Raw genomic sequence first — 23,007 nt, 5'->3', positions numbered from 1 at the left:
TGAGGTTTTTTTATGATTAAAAATGTATTACTTATGCATGTACCGCAAACTCTTAATAAAAAAGATTCTTTTATTTACGCTGCGCCATTAGGTTTGATTGGTTTAGGAAACTATGTAAAGAAGCATACAGGAGTTTATTTGCAAATATGCCATTTAGGTGATCTTTTATCAAGAGGAAAATACAAAAAAGTTGAAGATTTTATTCTAGAGAAGAAATTTGATTTAGTTGGTTTAAATCTTCATTGGCATTTTCAGTCTTATAGTGTTTTGCAGGTTTGTAAAGCATTAAAAAAATTGCCCGATCCTCCTGTTATTGTGCTAGGAGGTTATACTGCCAGTTGGTTTGCTGAGGAGATTCTTACCCAATTTCCTGAAGTTGATTTTATTATTAGAGGTGATGGAGAGGAACCTTTAACGCGTTTAATATCTATCTTAAATCAAAAAAAAGGTAATTTATCATCAGTTCCTAATTTAGTCTGGAGAGATCAGGAAAAGATTAGAACAAATATGATAACTTTTATTGCTTCTTCTGAATTTCTTGATGCATTAGAAGATTGGGATTTGTCATTATATGAAAATGATAGTAGCTATCAGGGTTATATTTATGCTAATCAGGAAGGTGAGCCAAGATTTTTCTTGCCAATAGGGCGAGGATGTTCTTTAAGTTGTAGTTATTGTGCTGGTTCGAAAGAAAATCAAATTAAATCTTTTGGTCGAAAGAAGCCTGTTTTTCGTAGTCCAGAGCAAGTTTTAACTATTATTAAGAATGTTTTAAAATATAATATTCAATGTTTCTATGTTTGTTTTGATCCTCCGGAGTTAACAGATGAGTGGTATTTAAATCTCTTTAAATTAATCAGAGAGAATAATTTAAATATTGGGTTTTCTTTTGAATGTTATGATTTACCTTCTAATCAATTTTTAACTCATTTTTCTCAAACATTTGATTTAAAAAAATCTGAAATCATTTTTTCTCCTGGATGTTATTCAGACCAACTTAGAAAAAAATATACAGAACAAAATTATGATTTAGAAGAGTTAGAAAAGAAAATTTTGACTTGTACACGTTTAGGGATTAATGTGAATGTATATTTTGCGATGCTTCCCTGTGATGAAGACATGATATGGGAAAAATATATTGAAAAAATAGAATGGATGAAAAGGATTACTTCTAAAAATGTACATTGCAATATTATGCCCATTCATTTAGAACCTGGAGCACCTTGGTTTATAAATCCAAATAACTATAATTTAAAATTAGAGCTAAATACGTTTAATGATTTTTACAATCATCATGGAAAAAAACGAAAAGCTAACCATTTAGGTTACAGATTTGAAGGTGTTAAGGAAAAGTCTGTATATTTTAATTCTGAAAGTGAATTATTAATTAGTAATGTGGATTTTTTACAGCGAAATCTGACTGAGAAAATAGTTGTAGTGTGGCTCGATGATAATTGGGAAAATCTTTATTTAAAGAAAAAACTTAGTTCGATTTTTCCCGGAAAAAATTTCATTATTGCATTTAAAAAATTAAATTTGCCTCTTTCTCTTAAAGATTTGGTTGTAAGTGTTATTAAAAAGTTTCCAGAAATTTATGCTATCAAAAGCTTAAAAACAATGAATAATGTGGAGGCAATATCTTTTGAAGATTTTTGTTCTTATGTGAGGATTATTGAAATAGAAAATCAATTTTTTGTAAGTATAAATAGAGAGTTATTTGAAAAAAATTTGGTTGTAACAGATATATGTAAGTGGATAAAGAGGAACTGTGTTGCCAGTACTTTAAATTCTTTTGGGATTGATTCATCGGGTGAATTACATTTTTGTGATTGTTCAGGACCTGTATTGAGTGGTTGGAATAGACAAATTCTTCTGCGAGAAATTGAGGAAGTTAAAAAAAAGGTGTATCTAGATAGAGATTGTAAAAATTGTTATGTAAGTAATAAATGCCCAAAATGTCTTAACATTAGTGATCTTAAGCGTTATTGTGAATGGCAAAAAAATAAACGTGATTATATCAATATAGTTACTTTTTATGAAGTCTGTAAACCTATATTTACTGAATTTATTAAAAAGGAACCCAATAATCAAGTATATTTTCCCTTAAAATTTAATTTACAAAATAGTTATTTTCCTTTTATAGTAAAAAACAAAGAATATAATTACTATATATATAACAATAGAAAATTAAAAAAAATCGGTAAAGATTTATTTAAAATTTTTCTTTTGGATCAAAAAAATGATATGTCTTTAAAAGAAAATATTAAGAAGGAATTTCATATTGATGATTCAAAAGTGATTAAATATATTATAGAGCAATATGAAAAAGTGTTGGAGTGATATAAATGAAGATAACAAAGGATTTTGTTCCTAAATTAGTTAAAAATATTGAGATTTATAAAAATACCAAAAAAAACAAATTACCATATACGATTAAAGTTATAATAGATAATAAAAAATTTATATTTCGTTTATCAGAAGAAGGAATGATTTTATTAAATTTAATTGATGGGAATAGTACAATTGAAGAGATTACTCAAAAATTTAATAATATTATTAATTATGACTTATCAGTAGAGGAAGTAGGTAATTATATATTTCAAATGTTTTATAAAAATGGTCTTTTGACAGTAGGAAAGAAAAATTATACAAAAACAAAAAACATTTTATCAAAACAACTTACTATATTTATATGTCAAAAATTAATTTGGTTAGGTAATCCTAAGGTGCAAACTTACATGTTATTGATTGTAATAAATTCATTTTTATATTTTGCTTTTTTTGAATTTAAATTTCTTGATATTTTTAATATAAGCTTAACTCAGTTTGGATATTTCCTTATATTATATTTATTAGGTATAATATTTCATGAGTTAGGACATGTAACCATAGCTATATATTATGGAATTAAACCTAATGGTATTAAGTTGGGTATAAAAAAAAATATGCCATTTATTTTTACTGAAATTCCGAAAACTGAAAATTACACTAATCATATACGATCTCGAATTATAATTGGAGGTCTTTATTTTCAATCAATTTATTTATCGATATTAATATGGATTAATTTTCTGTTAAATACTGATGTAATACTTTTAAATATATACTATTCTTTTTATGTAATTTCAATTATGTTAATTCCTGCTGCTAGAGGTGATGGATATAGATTTTTAAGAGAAAAAACAGAATTTAAAAAGCCTAAATGGATTACTATTTATAAATTTTTAACATTTATATTACATAAATTTTTTATAATATATGGAATATTAGTTTTCGGTAAATTTTACATAAAGATTTTCAGTTTCCATGTGAAAGGTTATCAAAATTTTCTGATTAAAGGGTTTTTTATAATTTATAGTTTAAATTTTACCCGTCTCATTATTCGTGAAATCTTAAAGGGCAATCATGGATAAGATATTTGATGATGATAAGAATTTTGTGAAAATAAATTCTCAAGATAAATAACGCTTTTAATTGTTCATTAACATTTAAAAATCCAATCATTATTCTGTTACTCTATTTTGGCGTTATAATCAGTAACTTTCAAGTAAATAATTTTCTCAGCTATTGTTTTAATTCTCGAGCTGTTAATTGTATTTTTATTTACACATAATATTGAGTACTGCTAACAGGCTAAAACTTGAATACAAATTTCTTTTTTGATATTGTAATTAATGATTAAGTAAATATCATAAAAATGAAACTTGAAATATCAAGGTTTTTTAGGAAAAAAGACCTCATCCTTATTTTGTCGAATATATTTGGTAACCCAAATCAATTTCAATAAGGGGGCTAAGTTACATGAAAACAATCTTTAATATTCATTTGATGACTTAATGAAGTTACAATCTGAAACAAAGTTAGAACTAATTTTTTGAAATGGTGCTCTTTCATTGGTAGAAAAAACTATTGAATCAAATATAACAAGAGGCCTGACTGGTTATGATCTGGCACCAATTGTTCGTGTACTATTTGCTCAATAGATTGAAAATATTCTGACACGATCAGCGTTAGTAAGACGTTTGAGAACTAACCCTGTTTTTCGATATGTTTATAGATTCAGTGTTATTGGAAGAGTACCGAGTGAAGCGTCTTTTAGTAAATATTTACAGTAAAATTAGCAAAATAAATGTTTAGAAGAGCTTTACTTAAATTTAGTTAATAACGCCATTCAACTAGGCATAATGAATACAGAAACAATCGCTATAAATGTAATAGACTTAACCTCTTATGAGAAAGCAAAACCAAAAAAGGAGATGTTTTTGGCTATATAAAAATCCCGCATTTGGCCGTATTTTTATTCATCAAATGTAATTCAAATTACAGCTTGACATAGAGCCTCTAAGGTTATGATTTAAGACAAATGCGGGCAGAAGTTAATTTGCCAGGCTATTAGCTTATCATACCCTTTTCTCCATGTAAAGCTGTAATTTGAATATTTTTTGTATAACTACTTGACCAAATGCTCCATTTTTACTTTGCCAGATACAGTAGATCGATGAAAGTAATCAGAATACCCCTAATTGGAATTCAAAAAATGACTCACATGGCAATCAAAAAAGCTTGGTTGGAAATTGTATGTAGCTGTAGATTACGTAAGTGAGTTTCCAATTGTTTTAATTCTTTCACAGGCGAGTAAAGTAGATGGTGAATTTACAATACCTTTAGTATACGAAATTTATCGAAGGTGTAAAGAAAAGGGTTACAAAGTCCCTAAGAATTGGGTAGTGGACTCCGGATACGATTGGCTAAACATTTATCAAGAAATTTACCAGATTTATAAAGGCCAGGTTTTCATTCTCATTAATAAAAGAAATGCCAGTCAACTACCGGAAGGATACTATGATTTTGACAGAATTCCTGTATGAAGTGGTGGTTATAAAATGGTTTACTAGGGTCATGAAAAAAGTTGTAATAGGTTCGGATGTCCGTATGTTTTGGGTAAAGTTGATTGCATACATGGAACTACTTGGTGTTCAAAATTAAACTATGGAGTTTTAGTAAAGCTAAAAGTTAAAGATGATCCCAGGTATGTTCCCACTCCATACCGCTGGTCAAAAAAGTGAAAAGAGATTTACAACAAGCGGACCAGTGTAGAACGGTGTTTTTTAAGATTAAAGAAACATCTTAACCTAGAAAATATAATGGTAATGAGTTTAAAAAAAGTTAGAGTCCATATACTGTTAAGTTGCATAGCTTTAATAATGGCTAATTCTTATCACTTGTAAAAGTGATTTGGTATTAGATAAATCAGTTTAAAGATGAATAAATCCATTTAAAAATATAACTATAAGACCAAAGGGGTAGTTTATCTAAAACCAGATAATAATTATTGGTAATTGGTTGGTTGTGCTTGATTATAGATAAGATATCTCTATATTTTTACTATAGTGCTTTTCGCTTTTTTTGATAAAAAGTGAATTATGAAAGAGTCTTATTTTTATTAAGTTTCTTATAATACCTACTAAATGTAGCTTTACTAGTTATTGCCAAAAACATTAAAGCTGTAAATGTATCAAAAAAACTAGATCTTTCTTCAGTTTCTTACAAGATTAACTTTTGTAGGAATCTTTTTGATTTGTTGAGCCAGTAAAACTCTAATGATTGGAATAGGATTATAGCCATTTGGATCTCTATTAGATTTTGGTGCTATATTTTTTGCTAGTTCAGAAAAATTGATATTTTTAAAGATCAACTCAAGCTTTGTTTCTGGCTGTAATTCCATTAAATCTTCAAAGGATAATAAAAGTTCTTGTCGAATATATTTCAATAGTGACTTCACCCCTTGTTGTTTTTTGGGTTTGGTTACCAATATATTCGACATAATAGGGGTGAAGTCTTTCTTTTATTTCTGAAAAACGTTGATATATCAAGCTTTATTTTTATGAAATTCGCTTATGTAGTAGTAGAATTATAAAATATAATTGGAGGTGAAACTCCTTTATGACACTTCAACAAATTGAAAAATTACGAAAAGAGTTGGATTTAATTAATGATCAATTATTAGAGTTATTGAATCGAAGGGCAGAGATCGTACAGCAAATTGGACGGATTAAAAAAGAGAATAATTTGCCTTTTTATGATCCAGAACGGGAGCAGGAGATGTTTGAAAAATTGACAGAAAAAAATTCCGGGCCATTTTCCGATGAGACTATTGTGCACCTATTTAAAGAGATTGCCAAAGCATCTCTAAAACTCCAGGAAAAAGAGACAGAAGAGCAGCTTTTAGTAAGTAGAGAGATGAAAAAAGAGGATACAAAAATTGTAGTTGGGGATTTAGTAATCGGTGGAAAAATACCTGTCATGATTGCTGGCCCGTGTGCTGTAGAAAGCAGGGAACAAATGAAAGCAGTGGCTTCAGAATTGAATCGTTTGGGAGTTTCTTTTTTACGCGGCGGTGCCTTTAAACCCCGGACATCACCCTACAGTTTCCAGGGCCTGGGCCGGGAAGGTTTGCGACTTATGCGGGAAGTGGCAGATGAATATGGAATGAAAGTAGTTTCTGAGGTGATGAGTGCTGAACAGTTGGAGTTAGCAGAAGAATATGTAGATATATTCCAGATCGGTGCGCGGAATATGCAAAATTTTGAGTTATTAAAAGAAGTGGGAAATGCAAAAAAACCGGTTCTTTTAAAACGGGGTTTTATGGCCACTTTAGAAGAGCTGATGCTGGCTGCTGAATACATTTATGCCAGGGGAAATACTCAAATTATCCTCTGTGAACGGGGGATTAGAACCTTTGAACATTGGACCCGTAATACCCTTGATTTATCGGCAGTCCCTATTTTAAAGTTAAAGACCCATTTGCCGGTGATTGTGGATGTGAGTCACTCTACTGGACGAAAAGATATAATTCTGCCTATTTCTAAAGCAGCGTTAGCAGCAGGTGCAGATGGTCTTATGGTAGAGGTACATAACAATCCGGCCATTGCCCGTTCAGATGCACATCAGCAATTGAATTTGGAGGAGTTTGCATCCCTTATGGAGGGATTGGGATTAATAAAAAAGAATAAATCAGGCTGTTGAAAAAAGGGAGGTGCACATAACTTGCTCCCACAGAGGAATAGAAAAACTAAATATAAGTTCTTCCGCTACCGGACGCTCTGCCCTCCTGACTTTAAGCCTTGACTTATATGCTTCAGAAATTATATTTAGTTTTTCTGGCAGTACACGGGCAAGTCTCTAAAAAAGAAAGGTTTGTCAACAAGCTCATGATTAAATTGCAAAAAACTAATTTTTGCTTCAAAAGAAATTTTTCGAATTATCTAAAGTTCAACAGAAATCTCGTTAAGATGGTTTATCGAAAAATTTCTATGTTGCTTAAAATTAGTTTTTTGCAGTTTAATCATAAATAAATGTCGAAAATTATTTCAGTAGTTTTTTTACTTTAGCGAAAATACACGAACATTTTTAACAAAATTTCAAAGATAATTCGATGTTTTCTTGACAAGACCAGCTATTTTTGATAATATACATATGGTCAAAAAAAAATATAAACGGCATTAGATATGGTTTATATGTACCCTAAATAGAAGCCTCTCTATTTGGGTTAATTTTATGTTTATAGGGTATCTTTAAGTATAGAGAGGTCTAAGGTGACTGGAGGGATTTTTTAGATGATTGAACGTTATACTTTGCCTGAGATGGCCCGGATCTGGAGTGAAGAAAACGTATTTCAGAAATGGCTGGAGATTGAGATAGTTACAGCTGAAGTGATGGCAGATCTAGGGCAAATTCCAAAAGAGGCAGCAAAGAAAATTAGAGCTAATGCAAAATTTTCTATAGAGCGGATTCATGAGATAGAAAAGCGGACGCGTCATGATATGTTGGCATTTTTAGAAGCGGTTAATGAGAATCTAGGTGATGAATCTAAATATCTGCATATGGGTTTAACCTCCAGTGATGTGAAAGATACTGCAACTTCTTTGTTATTAAAAGAAGCTGGAGAGCAGATCATTGAAGAACTGAAGCAGTTACGTGATGCTATTGCAGAAAAAGCTTTGGAGCATAAAGATACATTAATGGTTGGGCGTACTCATGGGGTTCATGGTGAGCCTATTACTTTTGGCCTTAAATTAGCAGTCTGGTTTGAAGAGATAAAACGCCAGATTAAACGGATGGAAGATGCGGTAGCTGAAATTGCTGTTGGTCAGTTATCCGGGGCTGTAGGCACTTATGCTAATATCGATCCCAAAGTCGAAGAGATGGTTTGTGAAAGGCTTGATCTTAAGCCTGCTCCTATCAGTACCCAGATCATTCAACGGGATCGCCATGCATTTTTCTTAAGCGTTCTGGCCAATATTGCTTCTTCATTAGACAAATTTGCAACTGAAATTAGGAATTTGCAGAGGACGGACTTATTGGAAGTGGAAGAGGCTTTCAAAAAAGGACAGAAAGGTTCATCCGCCATGCCCCATAAGAAAAATCCCATTGTTAGTGAAAGGATTTCAGGTCTTTCCAGAGTGGTGCGTGCTAATGCTATGGTAGGTTTTGAGAATATGCCTCTCTGGCATGAACGGGATCTTACCCATTCTTCGGCAGAAAGGGTTATACTCCCTGATAGCACTATTCTGGTTCATTATATGGTAAAGAAATTTACCGCTGTAATAAAAGAGTTGAAGGTTAATAAAGATAGAATGTTAGAGAATCTGGGACGGACGCTTGGTCTGGTCTTTTCGCAGAAAGTGATGTTGGCTTTAGTAGAGAAAGGTCTTTTAAGAGAAGAAGCATATTCTTATGTACAATCTAATGCTCTCAAGGCGTGGGAAGAGCGTGTTGAGTTTAAACAACTTTTGTTAGAAGATGAACGGGTGATGAATTATTTAACTCCAGAAGAATTGGATGAAATCTTTAAATATGAAGATTATCTTGTTCATGTTGATACAATTTTTAGACGACTTGGTCTTTTATCTTAAGAGTGATAGGAGGATTTTAAAATGAAGAACACGGTTGTGGTGGGGACCCAATGGGGCGATGAGGGTAAAGGACGAATTACCGACATGCTTGCTAAATCCGCAGATGTGGTGGTCCGATTCAGCGGTGGAAATAATGCAGGTCATACTGTGATTGTAGGTTCTGAGCGTTTTGAGCTTCATCTGATTCCTTCGGGGATTTTATATCCTGAAAAGAAAAATATAATTGGTAATGGTGTAGTTATTAATCCTGAAGCTTTAGTTAAAGAGATGGTCGAACTTGAGAAACGAGGAGTTTCCACAGATAATCTCTTTATTAGTGAAAGTGCCCAGGTAATTATGCCATACCATCTTTTATTGGATCAGTTAGAAGAAGAACGGAAAGGTGCTAACAAAATAGGTACAACTAAAAAAGGAATCGGGCCAGCTTATACAGATAAAGTAGCACGCAGGGGTATTCGAATGGCTGATTTACTGGATGAAGAAATTTTTAGACAAAAATTAAAGATGAATCTGGAGTTTACCAATCTGTTGATTACCAGGGTATATGGTGGCGATCCGATGGATGCTGAAGAAATTATCAAAACCTATCGGCCCTATATAGAAAAACTGCGTAACCATGTCACGAATACTTCAATAATTATTGATGAGTGTAATAAAGCGGGTAAAAGTGTATTTTTCGAAGGAGCACAGGGAACCCTGCTTGATATAGATTATGGAACTTATCCATATGTTACCTCTTCTAATCCAACGGCTGGCGGTGTTTGTACTGGTGCTGGTATTGGCCCGGTTTATATTCATGAAGTAATTGGTGTGGCCAAAGCATATGTGACCCGTGTTGGAGCAGGACCTTTCCCCACAGAACTTAATAATGAATTAGGAGATATATTGAGGGAGAGAGGTCATGAATATGGTGTTACTACTGGTCGTCCCCGTCGGTGTGGTTGGTTTGATGGACCAATTTTAAGGCATGCTATTCGTGTAAATGGTTTGACTCAAATTGCTTTGACTAAACTGGACATTTTAAGCGGTTTTGAGACTATAAAGGTTTGTACTGCATATAAGTATGGTGATAAAATTATCACTGATTTTCCGATGGATCAAAATATTATTGCTGATGTAGAACCTATTTATGAAGAACTTCCCGGTTGGGAAGAGGATATTTCAGATGTACGGGAATATGACCAACTTCCTGAAAATGCTAAGAAATATGTTGAGTTTATTGAAAATCTGGGTGGTGTAAAAGTAACTATAATAGGTCTTGGCCCTGAACGGGATCAGGCTATTATAAGATAACAGATTTTATAGGTGGTTAAGTTGCAGATGTATGTAGTTTTTAAAATATACTATGGTAAAAAGAACCTGCTATAATAGGTGGGTTCTTTTTTTTAATATGATGATTATACTGCAAAAAGCTAATTTTTCGCTTCTTGAGAAATTTTTCGAATCATCTAAAACTCGATTTCCGACGAAATAAGGCTTTCTAATCAAAGAGCCCTCCTGGCCCTTGATTAGCTCATCACCTCCTGTGATGAGGTCTTATTTCGTCGGAAATCTTGCTAAGATGATTTGGCGAAAAATTTCTATGTCGCTCAAAATTAGCTTTTTGCAGTAAAGTCTAATATAAGTTATGAAACAGGAAAACGAACATTATTATAAAACAGACTAATATTATTCGGTTAAATATTGACATTATATCTATGGTTTGATACTATAATTTGTGTAATGTATTTTGTAAAGTGACAGGGGGGCTATAAATGAAGATTTTGGTTATTGGTAGTGGAGGTCGCGAACACGCTCTGGTCTGGAAACTGGCCCAAAGTCCGAAAACTACCCGGATTTACTGTGCTCCCGGTAATGGAGGGATTGGCAGGATGGCAGAGTTGGTTCCTCTGCCTGTTGATGATCTGGATGGTTTAGTAGAATGGGCCAGAAAGGAGCAAATTGATTTGACAGTTGTTGGCCCTGAGGTACCGCTGGCGCTGGGAATTGTAGATTGTTTTGAGAAAGCCGGATTGAGAATTTTTGGTCCGTCTAAGGCGGCAGCTCGGTTAGAAGGAAGCAAATCCTTTGCCAAAAATTTAATGCAAAAATATGGGATTCCTACAGCTACTTATCAGGTCTTTACAGATCCGGGGGAGGCAAAAGCTTATATTAAAAAAAAGGGAACTCCAATAGTGATTAAGGCAGATGGTCTGGCGGCAGGTAAAGGTGTGGTAGTTGCTCGTGATTTAGAGACAGCTTTACGTGCGGTAGAAGAGCTGATGGAAGATGAAAAGTTTGCTGAGGCCGGTAAAAAGGTTGTTATAGAAGAGTTCCTTCAAGGTGTAGAAGTTTCTCTTTTAGCTCTAACCGATGGCAGTGCGGTTTTACCTATGACCCCTGTCCATGATCATAAAGCAGTTTATGATGGGGATAAAGGCCCTAATACAGGAGGAATGGGAGCATTTTCACCTTCTCATCTGGTAGATGATAACCTGGTTACCAGGATTAAATCAGAAATATTAGAGCCCACTATTTCTGCTCTAGCCAAAGAGGGGATTATATATCGGGGGGTTTTATATGCTGGCTTGATGTTAACAGAGGAAGGACCGAAGGTATTGGAATTTAATGCTCGTTTTGGTGATCCTGAAACCCAGGTTATTTTACCACGGCTTAAAAATGATCTGATTGAAGTAATGGAGGCTGTAATTGATGGGAAATTGGCTGATCTAGAATTGACCTGGAAAGAGAATAAAGCATTGACAGTGATACTGGCTTCTGGAGGTTATCCCCTGGCTTATGAGAAAGGTAAATTAATTTACGGTCTAGATCAGAAAGGCCAGGTTCAAGATGAAGATGTGATCATTTTTCATGCCGGAACAAAATATGTTGATGGAAAGTGGCTGACCAATGGAGGAAGGGTATTAGGAGTGACTGCTTTGGGTAAAGATTTTGCTGATGCTAAGAAAAAAGCATATGATGTGGTAAAAAGGATTTCTTTTGAGGGTCAACATTATCGGCGGGATATTGGAGATAAAGCTGTAAATAATTTATGAGGGGGATTTTAAGTTATGGAAAAACCTCTGGTAGGAATTGTCATGGGTAGTGATTCTGACTTACCTATTATGAAAGATGCGGCAGTAATTTTAGAAGAACTGGGTTTGAGCTATGAAATGACTATTATTTCAGCTCACCGTACTCCAGAGCGGGCAGAGGAATATGCCCGGACTGCTGCAGAACGGGGGATTAAAGTGATCATTGCCGGAGCCGGAAAAGCTGCTCATCTGGCGGGTGTACTGGCCGCCTATACTCCACTCCCCGTCATCGGTGTTCCAATTCTCACATCTTCTTTAGGTGGTGCTGATTCTCTCTATTCTATGGTACAGATGCCGAAGGGTGTACCTGTTGCGGTGGTAGCGCTGAATGGTGCTTTTAATGCTGGAATTCTGGCAGCACAAATGATCGGTACCGGGAATTTGAAGATAAGAGAGGCTATTGAGTGTTATAAAGAAGAGATGAAGGCTAAGGTGAATGAAAAAGCCAGGAAGTTAGAAAGGATAGGCTATGAAGCTTATTTAGAGGAAGTAAAGTAAAATTTATTTATGATTAAACTGCAAAAAGCTAATTTTGAACGCCATAAAACCATCTTAGTGAGATTTCAGTCGAAATAAGGTCTCATCACAGGATGTGATGAGCTAATCAAGGGCCAGGAGGGTCCATTGATTAGTGTGCCTTATTTCGACTGAAATCGAACTTTAGATGGTTCGAAAAATTTCTTTTGAAGTGAAAAATTAGCTTTTTGTAGTTTAATCATTTATAGGATATTGTACCTTCCTTGAGATAATTCAGGGAAGGTATTTTTTGTCTAAGTACGTTCTGCTTTATCTGTTCATAAAATAGATTAAAGATAAAATATGGATGAAAGGGTGAGCGGGATGAGATATTATCCGTGTAGTCTGGCCCTTGGTGGGGGAGGTTTAAAAGGGGCTGCTCATGTAGGCATTCTTAAAGTTTTTGAAGAAGAGGGATTTCCCATTGAATATATTTCCGGGAGCAGTGCGGGCGCTTTAGTTGGAGCCCTGTATGCATCCGGCTATACTGCAGAGGAATTGTGTAATTTAGTTTATAAACTTTCAAAAAATCCACCCCTGGATTTAGGCGTTAAATTATTGTTATTTATTTACATATTTTTTAAGTCGATTCTTAATTGGTTAAAGATTGGACATCGAGAGGTAAAAATGGGTTTAATCGATGGACAATATTTGGAGGATTATTTGAAAAAAATTTTTGGACCAAAAAAATTTGAAGATCTCCGCTACCCTTTGATGGTGACAGCGGTAGATTTACGGACAGGAAGGTTACAGGTCTTTACCGATAAAAAGATAGCTAGAAGGTTGAAGGGAATACACGACATAGATCTTCATACAGATGTTGACCTTGCTACTGCTATCAGGGCCAGTACAGCCATTCCAGGTATATTTACTCCCCTTTGTTATAAAAATATGGTTCTGGTGGATGGAGGAGTAAAGGATAATGTTCCGGCAGATTTGCTGCGCTTTGCCGGTGCCAGAAAGGTTGTGGCTGTTGATCTTGTTTCAACTTATAAAAGAGAGGAACAAATGGATGATATATTAGATGTACTTTTTAAGACCGTTGAAGTTATGGGAGAAGAGATAACAGATCTGGTGCTGGAACGTTATGCTGATTTTATTATCAGACCGGAGATTAAAGAGGTATCGTTAAAGGATTATCAAAAGCTTGTCGAGATTTATGAGATTGGTTATAAAATAGCTAAAAGAGCAGTAAAAGCCTTGCAATCATTGCTAAGAAACCAGTCAAAGGAGAAGAGTTGAAGGAGAAATTTTTTTTTAATAGAAGATTATACTACAAAAAGCTAATTTTGAGCGACATAAAAATTTTTCGCTAAACCATCTTAGCGAGATTTCAGTCGAAATAAGGCCTCATCACAGGAGGTGATGAGCTAATCAAGGGCCAGGAGGGCCCTTTGATTAGGAAGCCTTATTTCGGCAGAAATCGAGCTTTAGATGGTTCGAAAAATTTCTCAAGGAGTGAAAAATTAGCTTTTTGTAGTATAATCATAGAAATAAAAATTAAAATATAAGGATTTTTTGAATTTGATAGATGGTTGATTGTGGATTAATAAACTTCTGTATTAACAAAAAAGGAGGAATAGTAAGAGTGAATAAAGACGAAAGAGAAGAAATAGGATATAAGGATGCATTTATGAGTGCAAAACATGTCCTGGATAATTATCTTAGGGCTGATCAATGTGAGAGAGTATGGTGTTTTACAGATAATCAGCGCCAATGGCTTGCGGAGGCTTTTATTAAGGCGGCCCAGGAGATGGGTTTAAAAACATGTCTCACCGTTTTTTCTAAAAAAGAATACACAGAACATGATCTTAAACCGGTGACTAATTTACTTCAATCAATGGGGAATAAAGATCTGGTATTAGCTATTTTTTCAAATGGGATTGAAAAAGTGCTGCCATATTATCAGGTTTTTCCAGCATTAAGTTCTCCCCGGGGATTTTCAGGAATCTCTGCCTTTATACGACCCCGCTGTCCCGATAAAGCATTAATTCAGCGTCTTATGACTGATCTTTCCAGTGCAGATAAAACTGCTGAAAAAGCTTTAGTTTTAAATAAAGCCAGATTACTACGGGTGATCGGACCAGGTGGTACAGATATAAGCTTTGAGATTAAAAATTATAAGGTGCTTCCATATAAGGTTACAGATGTTATTAGGCATGCCTATTTACCTCCGGCTGAAGTGACTTTTGGCATTGTACCTGGAACTGCACGAGGCCAGATTGTGGTTGACATTACAGTTGGTGAATTTGTTGTTAAGGGTAAGGTTATCGATTCTCTTGGTCTTGTTGATCAACCTGTAATCCTTAACGTAGAGGATGGGTATATTGTTAGGATTGAGGGTGGCGATATTGCCCGACGGCTTAAGGATTGCTTTGATAAGGTGGAGAAGAATGCCCATATGATAGTTGAGCTGGGTTTTGGTCTTTCAACAGGAACATCCATCGGGTGGGCTGGAGCTGATGAAAGCTTGCAGAATACATGCCATTTTGGTATAGGTAATGATTTATTTTATGGAGGAAGCAATGATGTAGCGATGCATCTGGATGTGGTGATTAAATCACCGGAGGTTGAGGTATTGGTGGAAAGATAAGTTTGTGGTTATGTTATGCTTGTAAATTGGTAATCAGCAACCTGCGAGAATTATACTAGTTGTATTTAACACAGAATTAAAGTATTCTAAGAGTTTAACTTATTAACAGTTATTACTATTTAGTTAGGAGGTAACATTAGGAGGTAACATGATGAAAGAAGTTAAGCCAATTACTACACAGATTATTGCTCACCGTGGAGCTTCTGGTGTGGCTCCTGAAAATACGCTAGCGGCTTTTCGTAGAGCTGTTCAAGAAGGTGCGGACGGTATTGAATTTGATGTACACTTAACAAAAGATGGTGAAATAGTTATTTGTCACGATGAAACGGTGGATCGCACCAGTAATGGTATGGGTTATATTTATCAACTCACACTGGAGGAGCTCAAGCGACTGGATTTTGGTTCCTGGTTTAGCCCTGAATACGAAGGGGAGAAAATTCTTACCCTAGGTGAATTTTTTGAGCAGTTTGCTGAATATGATTTTTTGATAAACATTGAAATTAAGAATAGTCCCATTTTTTATGACGGTATTGAACAAAAAATTTGGGAGCAACTTCAAATCTACGGCTTGCAGGAAAAAGTTTTGGTATCCTCCTTTTACCATCGTTCTTTGCAAATTTTATCGCAAATAGCACCATCTATATCATTGGGCGTTCTTTGCGGCTGCGGTCCGTTGGAGCCGTGGTCGATGATAAGTGGGTTTCAAGCCAGGTCTTTAAATCCCAATCGATTTTTTGTTGATAGGGAATTGATAGAGCAATGTCATCAAATGGGGTATCAGGTATTTACCTGGACGGTAAATAACAAAGCTGAGATAAAACAGATGATTGAATGGCAAGTAGATGGTATAATTACAAATTATCCTGCGCTAGCACGAAGTATAAGGGATGAACTGATAAACCATCCTGCCTCTTAGAAGTAGCTCATCACATCCTGTAATAAGACCATTTTTTTCAATCTCACTAAGTCTACATTGACATGGCATTGATAAGAGATTGCAAATTATAATACCAGAAAATTCCATTACTAGGTGCATTTCAAAACAAAGATAGTTTAATAAGTCCTTTTTATATCTGCTAATGGTTACATAATGCCCTTTTTCTCAATTGATTCTAAATGGTTACTTTATTCTTTAGATGACTATATAAGTGATATTTATATACAGGATTATGTGGACTGCAAAGAAAGAATTATTGCTAAGGTTAAAGAGCAGATGAAACAAAGAAAAATTTTTGAACTTTTTAATCTTATAGAAGAAACATTTAAAAGTTACAAGGAGGAAAAAAGGTGATAAAGTTGTCTAAGGTGAAAAAAATCAGAATTAGTAGTAATTTATTTATTATATTAGTAATGATTTTCACAACTAGAATTAGTGATGGAATTTCTACTGTAGTTATACCTGCTATTTTGGAAAAGCATCAGGGTATTGTCACAATTATTGGTAGTATAATAGGTTTACAAAGTTTAATTGGTATTCTTATATTCCTACCTCAGGCTACTTTTATTAAAAAAGTTGGAGAAAAGTTCAGTATTCGGTTGGGATTGTTTTTAAATTTATTAGTTTATGGATTCTATATGTTTGCACAACCTGGATTAGTTGCAGTTGGAAAGTTCGCTGAAGGATTTGGTGACAGATTACTTAACTCAACTACTTCAAAGTTAATCTATGATGAAACTGATAATACTAATAATCGTGGTAGAGTTCGTGCTCTTATGGACGCAGTTTCTAACATTAGTGTTATAGTAGGTCCAATAATTGCAGGGCTCTTGATTGGATATTCTTTTCAATTACCACTGGGCATAGCGTTATTTATTATGGGTATAACCTTTGTTATATCCAAAAAGATCATGTTGGACCAAGTCGATGAAATTGTTGAAAAAACTGAGAATAAATCAATGTTTAGTAAATACTACAAAGTGCACATAGAAAAATATTTTAAAAACAAATTTGTTGTTGCTTTAACTATTCCGAGTATTATGTTGTCTGGCTTGGGTGTTTTTTACAGTTTGCTATTAAGTTTATATTTGCTTAAGTATAAAGGATTTAGTTATTTAAATATTGCAACCTTATGGTCTGTTATTTCTGCAATAAGTGTATTGGTTCAGATACCTTCAGGATATTTGGCTGATAAGAATCGTAATTTTGCTTTTTTATTATCAGCAGTACTTTTTGTTGTTGGATTTTATGGACTAATTAATATAGGGGATAATGTTATTTTAAATTACATTTTTATATTAATAACTTATTCTGCTTCGCTTATTTATACGACAAGTATGTCTGCATTATTTGGAGACGTAACAACAGTTGAGAATAGATTAAGTGAATCTGAAACCTATAGAATGTTTAGAGCTTTGGGTGAAGGTATTATTACTATAATTATCTCTAGACTTTTTGATATCAACATTGTAGTATGTTTAGGATTAATTACTGTATTGGTATCTTTGGGTGCATTAGTCACCTATATTATTAGTAAAAAACATATGCAACAAGTTGAATTAGAAGCAACTTTATCCCAAAATATTTCTTAGTTAAATTAATTATAAACACTGCTGAAAACCTTTCTGGTGTAGGTCTTTGTCAGAAGAGTTTTTTGTTTATTTAGATCGGTAAATGAAAAAAGGAATAGGATAGTGAAAGCGAAATAATCCCACCATAAATGCCCTTGAACATGATAATGAGCTTTCCTTTAATCTGGTATTACCGATTTATTCAAAAAGAAAACAGTAGAAAACAGCCGGTAAAGTCAAATAAGACATAAAGTTTCCCAGAAAATAGAAGTAGGTAGTAGTTTAAGACCATTCTATTATAAATGGAGGGATTTTTATGAAATTTCAACAAAATTTAGACTGCAAGGGAGAAGATCAAAAAAAGAAAGCCTTGCAATTTATTTTCCTTTTGGGAATTGTCAGTTTGTTTGGTGATATCACATACGAAGGGGCAAGAAGTATTGCTGGCCCGTATCTGGCTGTTTTAGGAGCCAGTGCCAGCATTGTTGGGCTGGTGGCAGGTTTAGGTGAATTTATCGGATATGCCTTGCGTTTAATCTCAGGTTATCTGGCAGATCGTACAGGGAAATATTGGGTTATGACAATTATTGGTTATGGATTAATTTTCAGTATTCCTCTATTGGCATTTGCTGGTTATTGGCAACTTGCAGCTGTTCTGATTATTTTAGAACGAATGGGGAAAGCAATTAGAACTCCAGCGAGAGATGCGATACTTTCACATGCTACAAAACAAGTAGGTAGGGGTTGGGGATTTGGTATCCATGAAGCATTAGACCAGGTTGGTGCTATTATTGGGCCTTTAATCTTTTCTACTGTATTTCTTTTGAAAGGTGGTTATCGTGAAGGGTTTACTATTTTATGGATACCTGCTCTTTTGACTTTAGCTATACTTATTATAGCAAGGATTAAAGTGCCAGCACCTGAGAAACTTGAAACTTCTGGCATAATAACCAGACAAAATCTCAAGGGCAAGGGTAAGCTACCTACAGTTTTCTGGTTCTATGTTTTATTTACCTCCTTGAGTGTAATGGGATTTGCTAGCTTTCAGTTAATTTCCTTTCATCTCAAAGTCCAATCGGTTTTTTCAGATATTCAGATTCCCATATTTTATGCAATTGCAATGGGTGTGGATGCGTTGGTAGCTCTTATTATTGGAAAAACATATGACAAAATCGGGCTGAGAATATTGATAATGATCCCTTTATTAACTCTTCCTATTCCTTTTATTGCATTTTCGCGTAGTTATATTCTTGCTGTGATGAGTGTTATACTCTGGGGTGCAGTGATGGGGATTCATGAAACGATTATGCGTGCTTCCATTGCTGACTTGACACCTATTGAGCATAGAGGGTTTGCATATGGTATCTTTAATACTGCATATGGAGCGTCCTGGTTTATCGGGAGTGTGCTTATGGGCCTGTTGTATGATTTTTCTGTTAAATATTTGATTTTATTTGTAGTTATAATAGAGGTGATTTCAGTATTAGTGTTTTTTATGGTTAAAAAGATGGTTTTGTTGGCTGGAAAAAATATCGGGAGGTGATTCTATTGTTAGAAGAAGATTTAAAACGCATTGTCTGCTTACATCCAGAAATTATTGAAGATGGCTTAAAAGTTGAACAAGAGGAATATCCAATTAAAGCTGATAGAACAACTTACCGTTGTGACCTTAAATGTAAAGATAAGAATGATAAGACAGTATTTATTGAACTAAAGCTCAATGCTGGTAAAAATGTTGTTTATCAGATAGCAAAATATAAAACTTTTTTAAAGGAATCAGGGAGATATATGGTTGTAGCATTTGAGTTTGATGATGAGACAGAAAAAGTACTTAAAGTTTTAGGATTTGAAACAAGAAAAATAAATTTAATGGAAGTAGAAAAGTTATTAAATAAAGAAAGAAATAATCCAAAGCTGTATCAGAGAAAATCTAACCTAATTAAAAATGTAAATATTAAGACAATGGAGTTAACACACTCTTTATATTCAAATGAAGAAAAAGAAATTGTTAAATTCTTCATGAATACTTTAAAACAAATTGTAGAAGAAAATATGGAGTTAACCATGGGGTTTGAAGTAGAGGATCTAGATATTAGAAAAAAAGACGAGTACAGGTTGTTATTAAAATCTTCAGAATTCCCTTCTGACCGACTTGTTGTATATAATCGAGCACGAAAAAGAGAAGAAATTCACTTAATGTTTGTTCCTGATTTTTCTTTTAATACTGGTAGTACTGATAAGAAAAAACATTTTGAAGAGTTTATTATTGAACGTAAAGAGATTATTGAAGAAATATTTGACTTGCCTTTATTTAAAGCCCGACAAAAAAATAAACTAGATAATAGATTAGAAATTACATGTCAAGCATGGAAAGGATTTTCAAGGGTTTATGTTAGGGATTTGATGAATTGGAATCACCCAGATTTTATTGAGATGGTCAGTAGGAGTCTATTTGATTTTATAGAAAGTATCGTACCAATAGTAAGAGATTTTTACAATACATATAATTTAAAGTCGTGATTAATAAAGTTTTATCCAGACGTATAACAAAGATTAGATGGCTGATCTGTTTAGTGTATAACAGAGTATATCTGGCTTTGTAGGTTTTTCAGATTCGCTTAAAATGTTGGGTGAGATTTTAAGCTGATATGTTAGTGTATAAAAATTCTGAATAAAGTGATACGATGAGTGTAAAATGGGAAATGCTATCCTATAGTTGAGTGGGAACTTTCATACTATGTTGCCGTTTATATGATTATGATGAATAGGAACCAGAATTGTTTTTCTGATTAAGGATAAGCAATTAAATGATTTTACTGTAAAAAGCAAATTTTTCGCTTCAAAAGAAATTTTTCGAGCTATATAAAGTTCAATTTCAGTCGAAATAAGGCACACTAATCAATGGGTCCTTATGACCCATGATTAGTTCATCACATCCTCATATGAGGCCATTCTTTTTAATCTCACTAAGATGGTTTAGCGAAAATTTCTATGGCGCTCAAAATTAGTTTTTTGTAGTTTAATCATTCATTTTGTTGGTAGGATATTATCACAAAGTGAGTTTTTAAGTAGGAGATTAGAGCTGCCGATATTTTTCTGTAGCAGAGAAGTTCAATTAATTGCCGATTTTTTATATATTTAATAAGTAATGTTTAATAATATTAAGTAATGTTTGATAATATTTAAGAAAGAACTGAAAAAAGTAAATTTGATTAAGATTTTAAGAGGATATTATGTAGTGGTTGGCGAATTATAACTTATAAATCTTTCCAGTTTGAATATAATAAGTTTTGGTTTGACCAATATCCAGAAAAAGGAGAGGATGTTATGTTAGATTTATTAAAGAAAACTGTTTTAATAGGAATCGGAATTGCTTCTATGACTAAGGACAAAATTGAAGAATTGGCTAAAAAAATTGCTGAGGAGAGTAAACTTTCTGAGGAAGAGGGGAAGAAGTTAGTTGAAGACCTGCTAAGGCAATCGGATGAAGCAAGAAAACATCTGGAAAGTCAAGTTGAGAAATTGGTAAAGAATGTCCTGGAAAAATTGGATATTCCATCTCGAGAAGATTTGCAAAAACTTGAAAATCGGATAAAAAAGCTGGAGAACTTAAATCAAGGACAGGGTGAACAAAATAATGATTCGTAAAATTGGACTAATAAATCGTACATATCCTCACATAAAGCGTTATCGAGAAATAATTACTGTATTAGTTAAACACGGTTTTGGAGATTTAATAACTAAAACTAATTTGGAGAAATATATTGATTTTGGTAAAAAATTACTTCCTGGAAAAAGGAATGCACATATAGTATCTCTTTCCCGCTGGGAACGGATACGAATGGTATTAGAAGAACTTGGCCCGACTTTTATAAAATTTGGTCAGATAATGAGTAATAGGCCAGATTTATTACCGCAAGAACTTCTTGTTGAACTTGAGAAGCTTCAGGATTCAGTTCCTCCTTTTTCAGAAGAAGATGCTAGACAATTGATTGAAGAAGAACTTGGTAAGCCTATTTCCAACCTTTTCAAGGAATTCATAAGTACTCCCATTGCTTCAGCTTCAATAGCACAAGTTCATAAAGCAGTACTTATGAGCGGGGAAGAAGTTGTTCTTAAAGTACAACGTCCAGGAATAGAAGAGATTATTGAAGTTGATCTGGAGATAATGTTTCATCTTGCCACACTGATGGAAAAACACATTCAGGGGATGGATGTATTAAATCCTGTTGGTATAATCAAAGAATTTGAGCGATCTATTAGAAAAGAAATAGATTTTACTATTGAAGCTACACATATTGAACGATTTGGCAGAAATTTTCAGGAAGATACGACTATCTATGTACCGAAGGTTTATAGAAATTATACCACCAGGAAAATTCTCACTATGGAATTTATTGATGGTATTAAAGTCTCTAATATTAACGCTGTGTTAGAGTCAGGGAACGACCCTAAAATTATTGCAAACAGAGGTGCTGATCTCATTCTTAAACAAATTTTTGAACATGGTTTTTTTCATGCCGATCCTCACCCCGGTAATATTTTAGTCCTTAATAACAACATCATATGTTTTATTGATTTTGGTATGATGGGATTTTTGCTACCTAAACATAGAGAATATCTTGGCAATATTATCATTGGGGTTGTAAACAGAGATACAAAAAGAATAACAAAAACTCTTCTGCAATTCTCACGCAATAACCGCATTGAAGATATTGAAGGATTAGAATATCAAATATTTGAATTGGTTGAACAATATTCTTACCTGCCATTAAAAGATATAAATATGGGTGAACTTTTGAATAAGATAATTAAGATAATTCTCGCCTATAAACTGAAAATACCACCTGATATTTATTTGTTATCAAAAGCGTTAGTAACTATTGAAGGTGTTGGTAGAAAGTTGGATCCGGATTTCGATATGGTAAAACATGTAGAGCCGTTTGCTAAAAAATTATTAAAAGAGCGTCTAAGTCCTCGCAAATTGACAAAGGATATATATTTATCAGCTACAGAATTTGGTCTTTTGTTTCATGATCTTCCTTCTGAAATAAGAGAAATAATTGAGCAGATTAAATATGGACAAGTCAAAATAGAACATAAAGGGCTGGAGCCAATGCTCAAAAAACATGACCAGATCAGTAATCGTATTGCATTCGCAATTGTTTTAGCTTCTTTAATTATTGGTTCTTCGCTGATTGTTCTTTCAGAAATCCCACCCAAGTGGAATGGAATACCTATTATTGGAATAGTTGGTTTTCTTGGGGCTGGCATAATGGGCTTTTGGTTGCTTATTTCAATATTGAGGCATGGTAAAATGTAAATATATCAAACTGGAAGAAACTTATTAAAGATTATACTGCCAAAAGCTAATTTTTCGCTTCTTGAGAAATTTTTCGAA

17 protein-coding genes are annotated in these 23,007 nt (G+C 33.7%); 16 read left to right on the top strand and 1 reads right to left on the bottom strand.

Annotation, left to right across the window (positions count from 1 at the left end):
* Nucleotides 1-12 precede the first annotated feature (12 nt).
* The 3 genes from BBF96_RS13275 to BBF96_RS13260 all read left to right on the top strand — a co-directional run bounded on the left by BBF96_RS13275 (nucleotide 13) and on the right by BBF96_RS13260 (nucleotide 4,868).
* On the top strand, nucleotides 13-2,340 hold the full coding sequence (locus tag BBF96_RS13275; RefSeq protein WP_127017613.1) for a B12-binding domain-containing radical SAM protein: 2,328 nt from the start codon (nucleotides 13-15) through the stop codon (nucleotides 2,338-2,340).
* 5 nt (nucleotides 2,341-2,345) lie between these two features.
* On the top strand, nucleotides 2,346-3,413 hold the full coding sequence (locus tag BBF96_RS13270; protein WP_127017612.1) for a zinc metalloprotease: 1,068 nt from the start codon (nucleotides 2,346-2,348) through the stop codon (nucleotides 3,411-3,413).
* Nucleotides 3,414-4,574: 1,161 nt separating this feature from the next.
* Nucleotides 4,575-4,868, top strand: a complete 294-nt coding sequence (locus BBF96_RS13260; protein WP_127017611.1) for a hypothetical protein — start codon at nucleotides 4,575-4,577, stop codon at nucleotides 4,866-4,868.
* 668 nt (nucleotides 4,869-5,536) lie between these two features.
* Here BBF96_RS13260 and BBF96_RS13255 read toward each other — a convergent pair.
* The gene (locus BBF96_RS13255; protein WP_127017610.1) at nucleotides 5,537-5,770 is read right to left on the bottom strand and encodes a hypothetical protein; all 234 of its coding nucleotides are present in this window, start codon (nucleotides 5,768-5,770) and stop codon (nucleotides 5,537-5,539) included.
* A gap of 173 nt (nucleotides 5,771-5,943) precedes the next feature.
* Between BBF96_RS13255 and BBF96_RS13250 the strand changes: the two genes are divergently transcribed.
* The 13 genes from BBF96_RS13250 (at nucleotide 5,944) to ubiB (ending at nucleotide 22,929) form a co-directional block, all read left to right on the top strand.
* Entirely contained in the window at nucleotides 5,944-7,026 is a 1,083-nt protein-coding gene (locus tag BBF96_RS13250) for a bifunctional 3-deoxy-7-phosphoheptulonate synthase/chorismate mutase (RefSeq protein WP_127017609.1), read from the top strand.
* Between the two features lie 590 nt (nucleotides 7,027-7,616).
* A complete protein-coding gene (gene purB / locus BBF96_RS13245) occupies nucleotides 7,617-8,915 on the top strand; it encodes an adenylosuccinate lyase (RefSeq protein WP_127017608.1) in 1,299 nt (432 codons plus the stop codon).
* Between the two features lie 21 nt (nucleotides 8,916-8,936).
* The gene (locus tag BBF96_RS13240; RefSeq protein WP_127017607.1) at nucleotides 8,937-10,208 is read left to right on the top strand and encodes an adenylosuccinate synthase; all 1,272 of its coding nucleotides are present in this window, start codon (nucleotides 8,937-8,939) and stop codon (nucleotides 10,206-10,208) included.
* Between the two features lie 461 nt (nucleotides 10,209-10,669).
* Nucleotides 10,670-11,950 carry a phosphoribosylamine--glycine ligase gene (gene purD / locus BBF96_RS13235; protein WP_127017606.1) on the top strand — a complete coding sequence of 427 codons (1,281 nt, stop codon included), beginning with the start codon at nucleotides 10,670-10,672 and terminating at the stop codon, nucleotides 11,948-11,950.
* Nucleotides 11,951-11,965: 15 nt separating this feature from the next.
* The gene (purE, locus tag BBF96_RS13230; protein WP_127017605.1) at nucleotides 11,966-12,487 is read left to right on the top strand and encodes a 5-(carboxyamino)imidazole ribonucleotide mutase; all 522 of its coding nucleotides are present in this window, start codon (nucleotides 11,966-11,968) and stop codon (nucleotides 12,485-12,487) included.
* A 342-nt stretch (nucleotides 12,488-12,829) separates the two neighbouring features.
* Nucleotides 12,830-13,747: a patatin-like phospholipase family protein gene (locus BBF96_RS13225; protein ID WP_164731070.1), complete on the top strand. Its 918-nt coding sequence runs from the start codon at nucleotides 12,830-12,832 to the stop codon at nucleotides 13,745-13,747.
* Nucleotides 13,748-14,093: 346 nt separating this feature from the next.
* Nucleotides 14,094-15,098 (top strand): 2,5-dihydroxypyridine 5,6-dioxygenase NicX family protein, encoded by a 1,005-nt coding sequence (locus BBF96_RS13220; protein ID WP_127017603.1) that lies wholly within the window; start codon nucleotides 14,094-14,096, stop codon nucleotides 15,096-15,098.
* A 151-nt stretch (nucleotides 15,099-15,249) separates the two neighbouring features.
* Entirely contained in the window at nucleotides 15,250-16,014 is a 765-nt protein-coding gene (locus BBF96_RS13215; protein WP_164731069.1) for a glycerophosphodiester phosphodiesterase, read from the top strand.
* A gap of 371 nt (nucleotides 16,015-16,385) precedes the next feature.
* Nucleotides 16,386-17,627: an MFS transporter gene (locus tag BBF96_RS13205; protein ID WP_127017600.1), complete on the top strand. Its 1,242-nt coding sequence runs from the start codon at nucleotides 16,386-16,388 to the stop codon at nucleotides 17,625-17,627.
* A 295-nt stretch (nucleotides 17,628-17,922) separates the two neighbouring features.
* Entirely contained in the window at nucleotides 17,923-19,149 is a 1,227-nt protein-coding gene (locus BBF96_RS13200) for an MFS transporter (RefSeq protein WP_127017599.1), read from the top strand.
* A 5-nt stretch (nucleotides 19,150-19,154) separates the two neighbouring features.
* Nucleotides 19,155-20,126: an endonuclease NucS domain-containing protein gene (locus tag BBF96_RS13195; protein ID WP_164731068.1), complete on the top strand. Its 972-nt coding sequence runs from the start codon at nucleotides 19,155-19,157 to the stop codon at nucleotides 20,124-20,126.
* An 807-nt stretch (nucleotides 20,127-20,933) separates the two neighbouring features.
* Nucleotides 20,934-21,254, top strand: coding sequence for a phasin family protein (locus BBF96_RS13190; protein WP_127017597.1), 321 nt, complete (start codon nucleotides 20,934-20,936; stop codon nucleotides 21,252-21,254).
* Entirely contained in the window at nucleotides 21,244-22,929 is a 1,686-nt protein-coding gene (ubiB, locus tag BBF96_RS13185) for a 2-polyprenylphenol 6-hydroxylase (protein ID WP_127017596.1), read from the top strand. Before BBF96_RS13190 ends, ubiB begins: the two co-directional genes overlap by 11 nt.
* Nucleotides 22,930-23,007 lie beyond the last annotated feature (78 nt).

The organism is Anoxybacter fermentans (genome assembly GCF_003991135.1).
Lineage (GTDB): Bacteria > Bacillota > Halanaerobiia > DY22613 > DY22613 > Anoxybacter > Anoxybacter fermentans.
Note: the sequence above shows the minus strand (reverse complement) of the source record. Positions and strands in the feature narration are given on the sequence as shown.

Coding starts and splice junctions, on each gene's coding strand:
- BBF96_RS13275 (WP_127017613.1), top strand. CDS start 13: ATGATTAAAAATGTATTACTTATGCATGTACCGCAAACTCTTAATAAA.
- BBF96_RS13270 (WP_127017612.1), top strand. CDS start 2,346: ATGAAGATAACAAAGGATTTTGTTCCTAAATTAGTTAAAAATATTGAG.
- BBF96_RS13250 (WP_127017609.1), top strand. CDS start 5,944: ATGACACTTCAACAAATTGAAAAATTACGAAAAGAGTTGGATTTAATT.
- purB (WP_127017608.1), top strand. CDS start 7,617: ATGATTGAACGTTATACTTTGCCTGAGATGGCCCGGATCTGGAGTGAA.
- BBF96_RS13240 (WP_127017607.1), top strand. CDS start 8,937: ATGAAGAACACGGTTGTGGTGGGGACCCAATGGGGCGATGAGGGTAAA.
- purD (WP_127017606.1), top strand. CDS start 10,670: ATGAAGATTTTGGTTATTGGTAGTGGAGGTCGCGAACACGCTCTGGTC.
- purE (WP_127017605.1), top strand. CDS start 11,966: ATGGAAAAACCTCTGGTAGGAATTGTCATGGGTAGTGATTCTGACTTA.
- BBF96_RS13225 (WP_164731070.1), top strand. CDS start 12,830: ATGAGATATTATCCGTGTAGTCTGGCCCTTGGTGGGGGAGGTTTAAAA.
- BBF96_RS13215 (WP_164731069.1), top strand. CDS start 15,250: ATGAAAGAAGTTAAGCCAATTACTACACAGATTATTGCTCACCGTGGA.
- BBF96_RS13200 (WP_127017599.1), top strand. CDS start 17,923: ATGAAATTTCAACAAAATTTAGACTGCAAGGGAGAAGATCAAAAAAAG.
- BBF96_RS13190 (WP_127017597.1), top strand. CDS start 20,934: ATGTTAGATTTATTAAAGAAAACTGTTTTAATAGGAATCGGAATTGCT.
- ubiB (WP_127017596.1), top strand. CDS start 21,244: ATGATTCGTAAAATTGGACTAATAAATCGTACATATCCTCACATAAAG.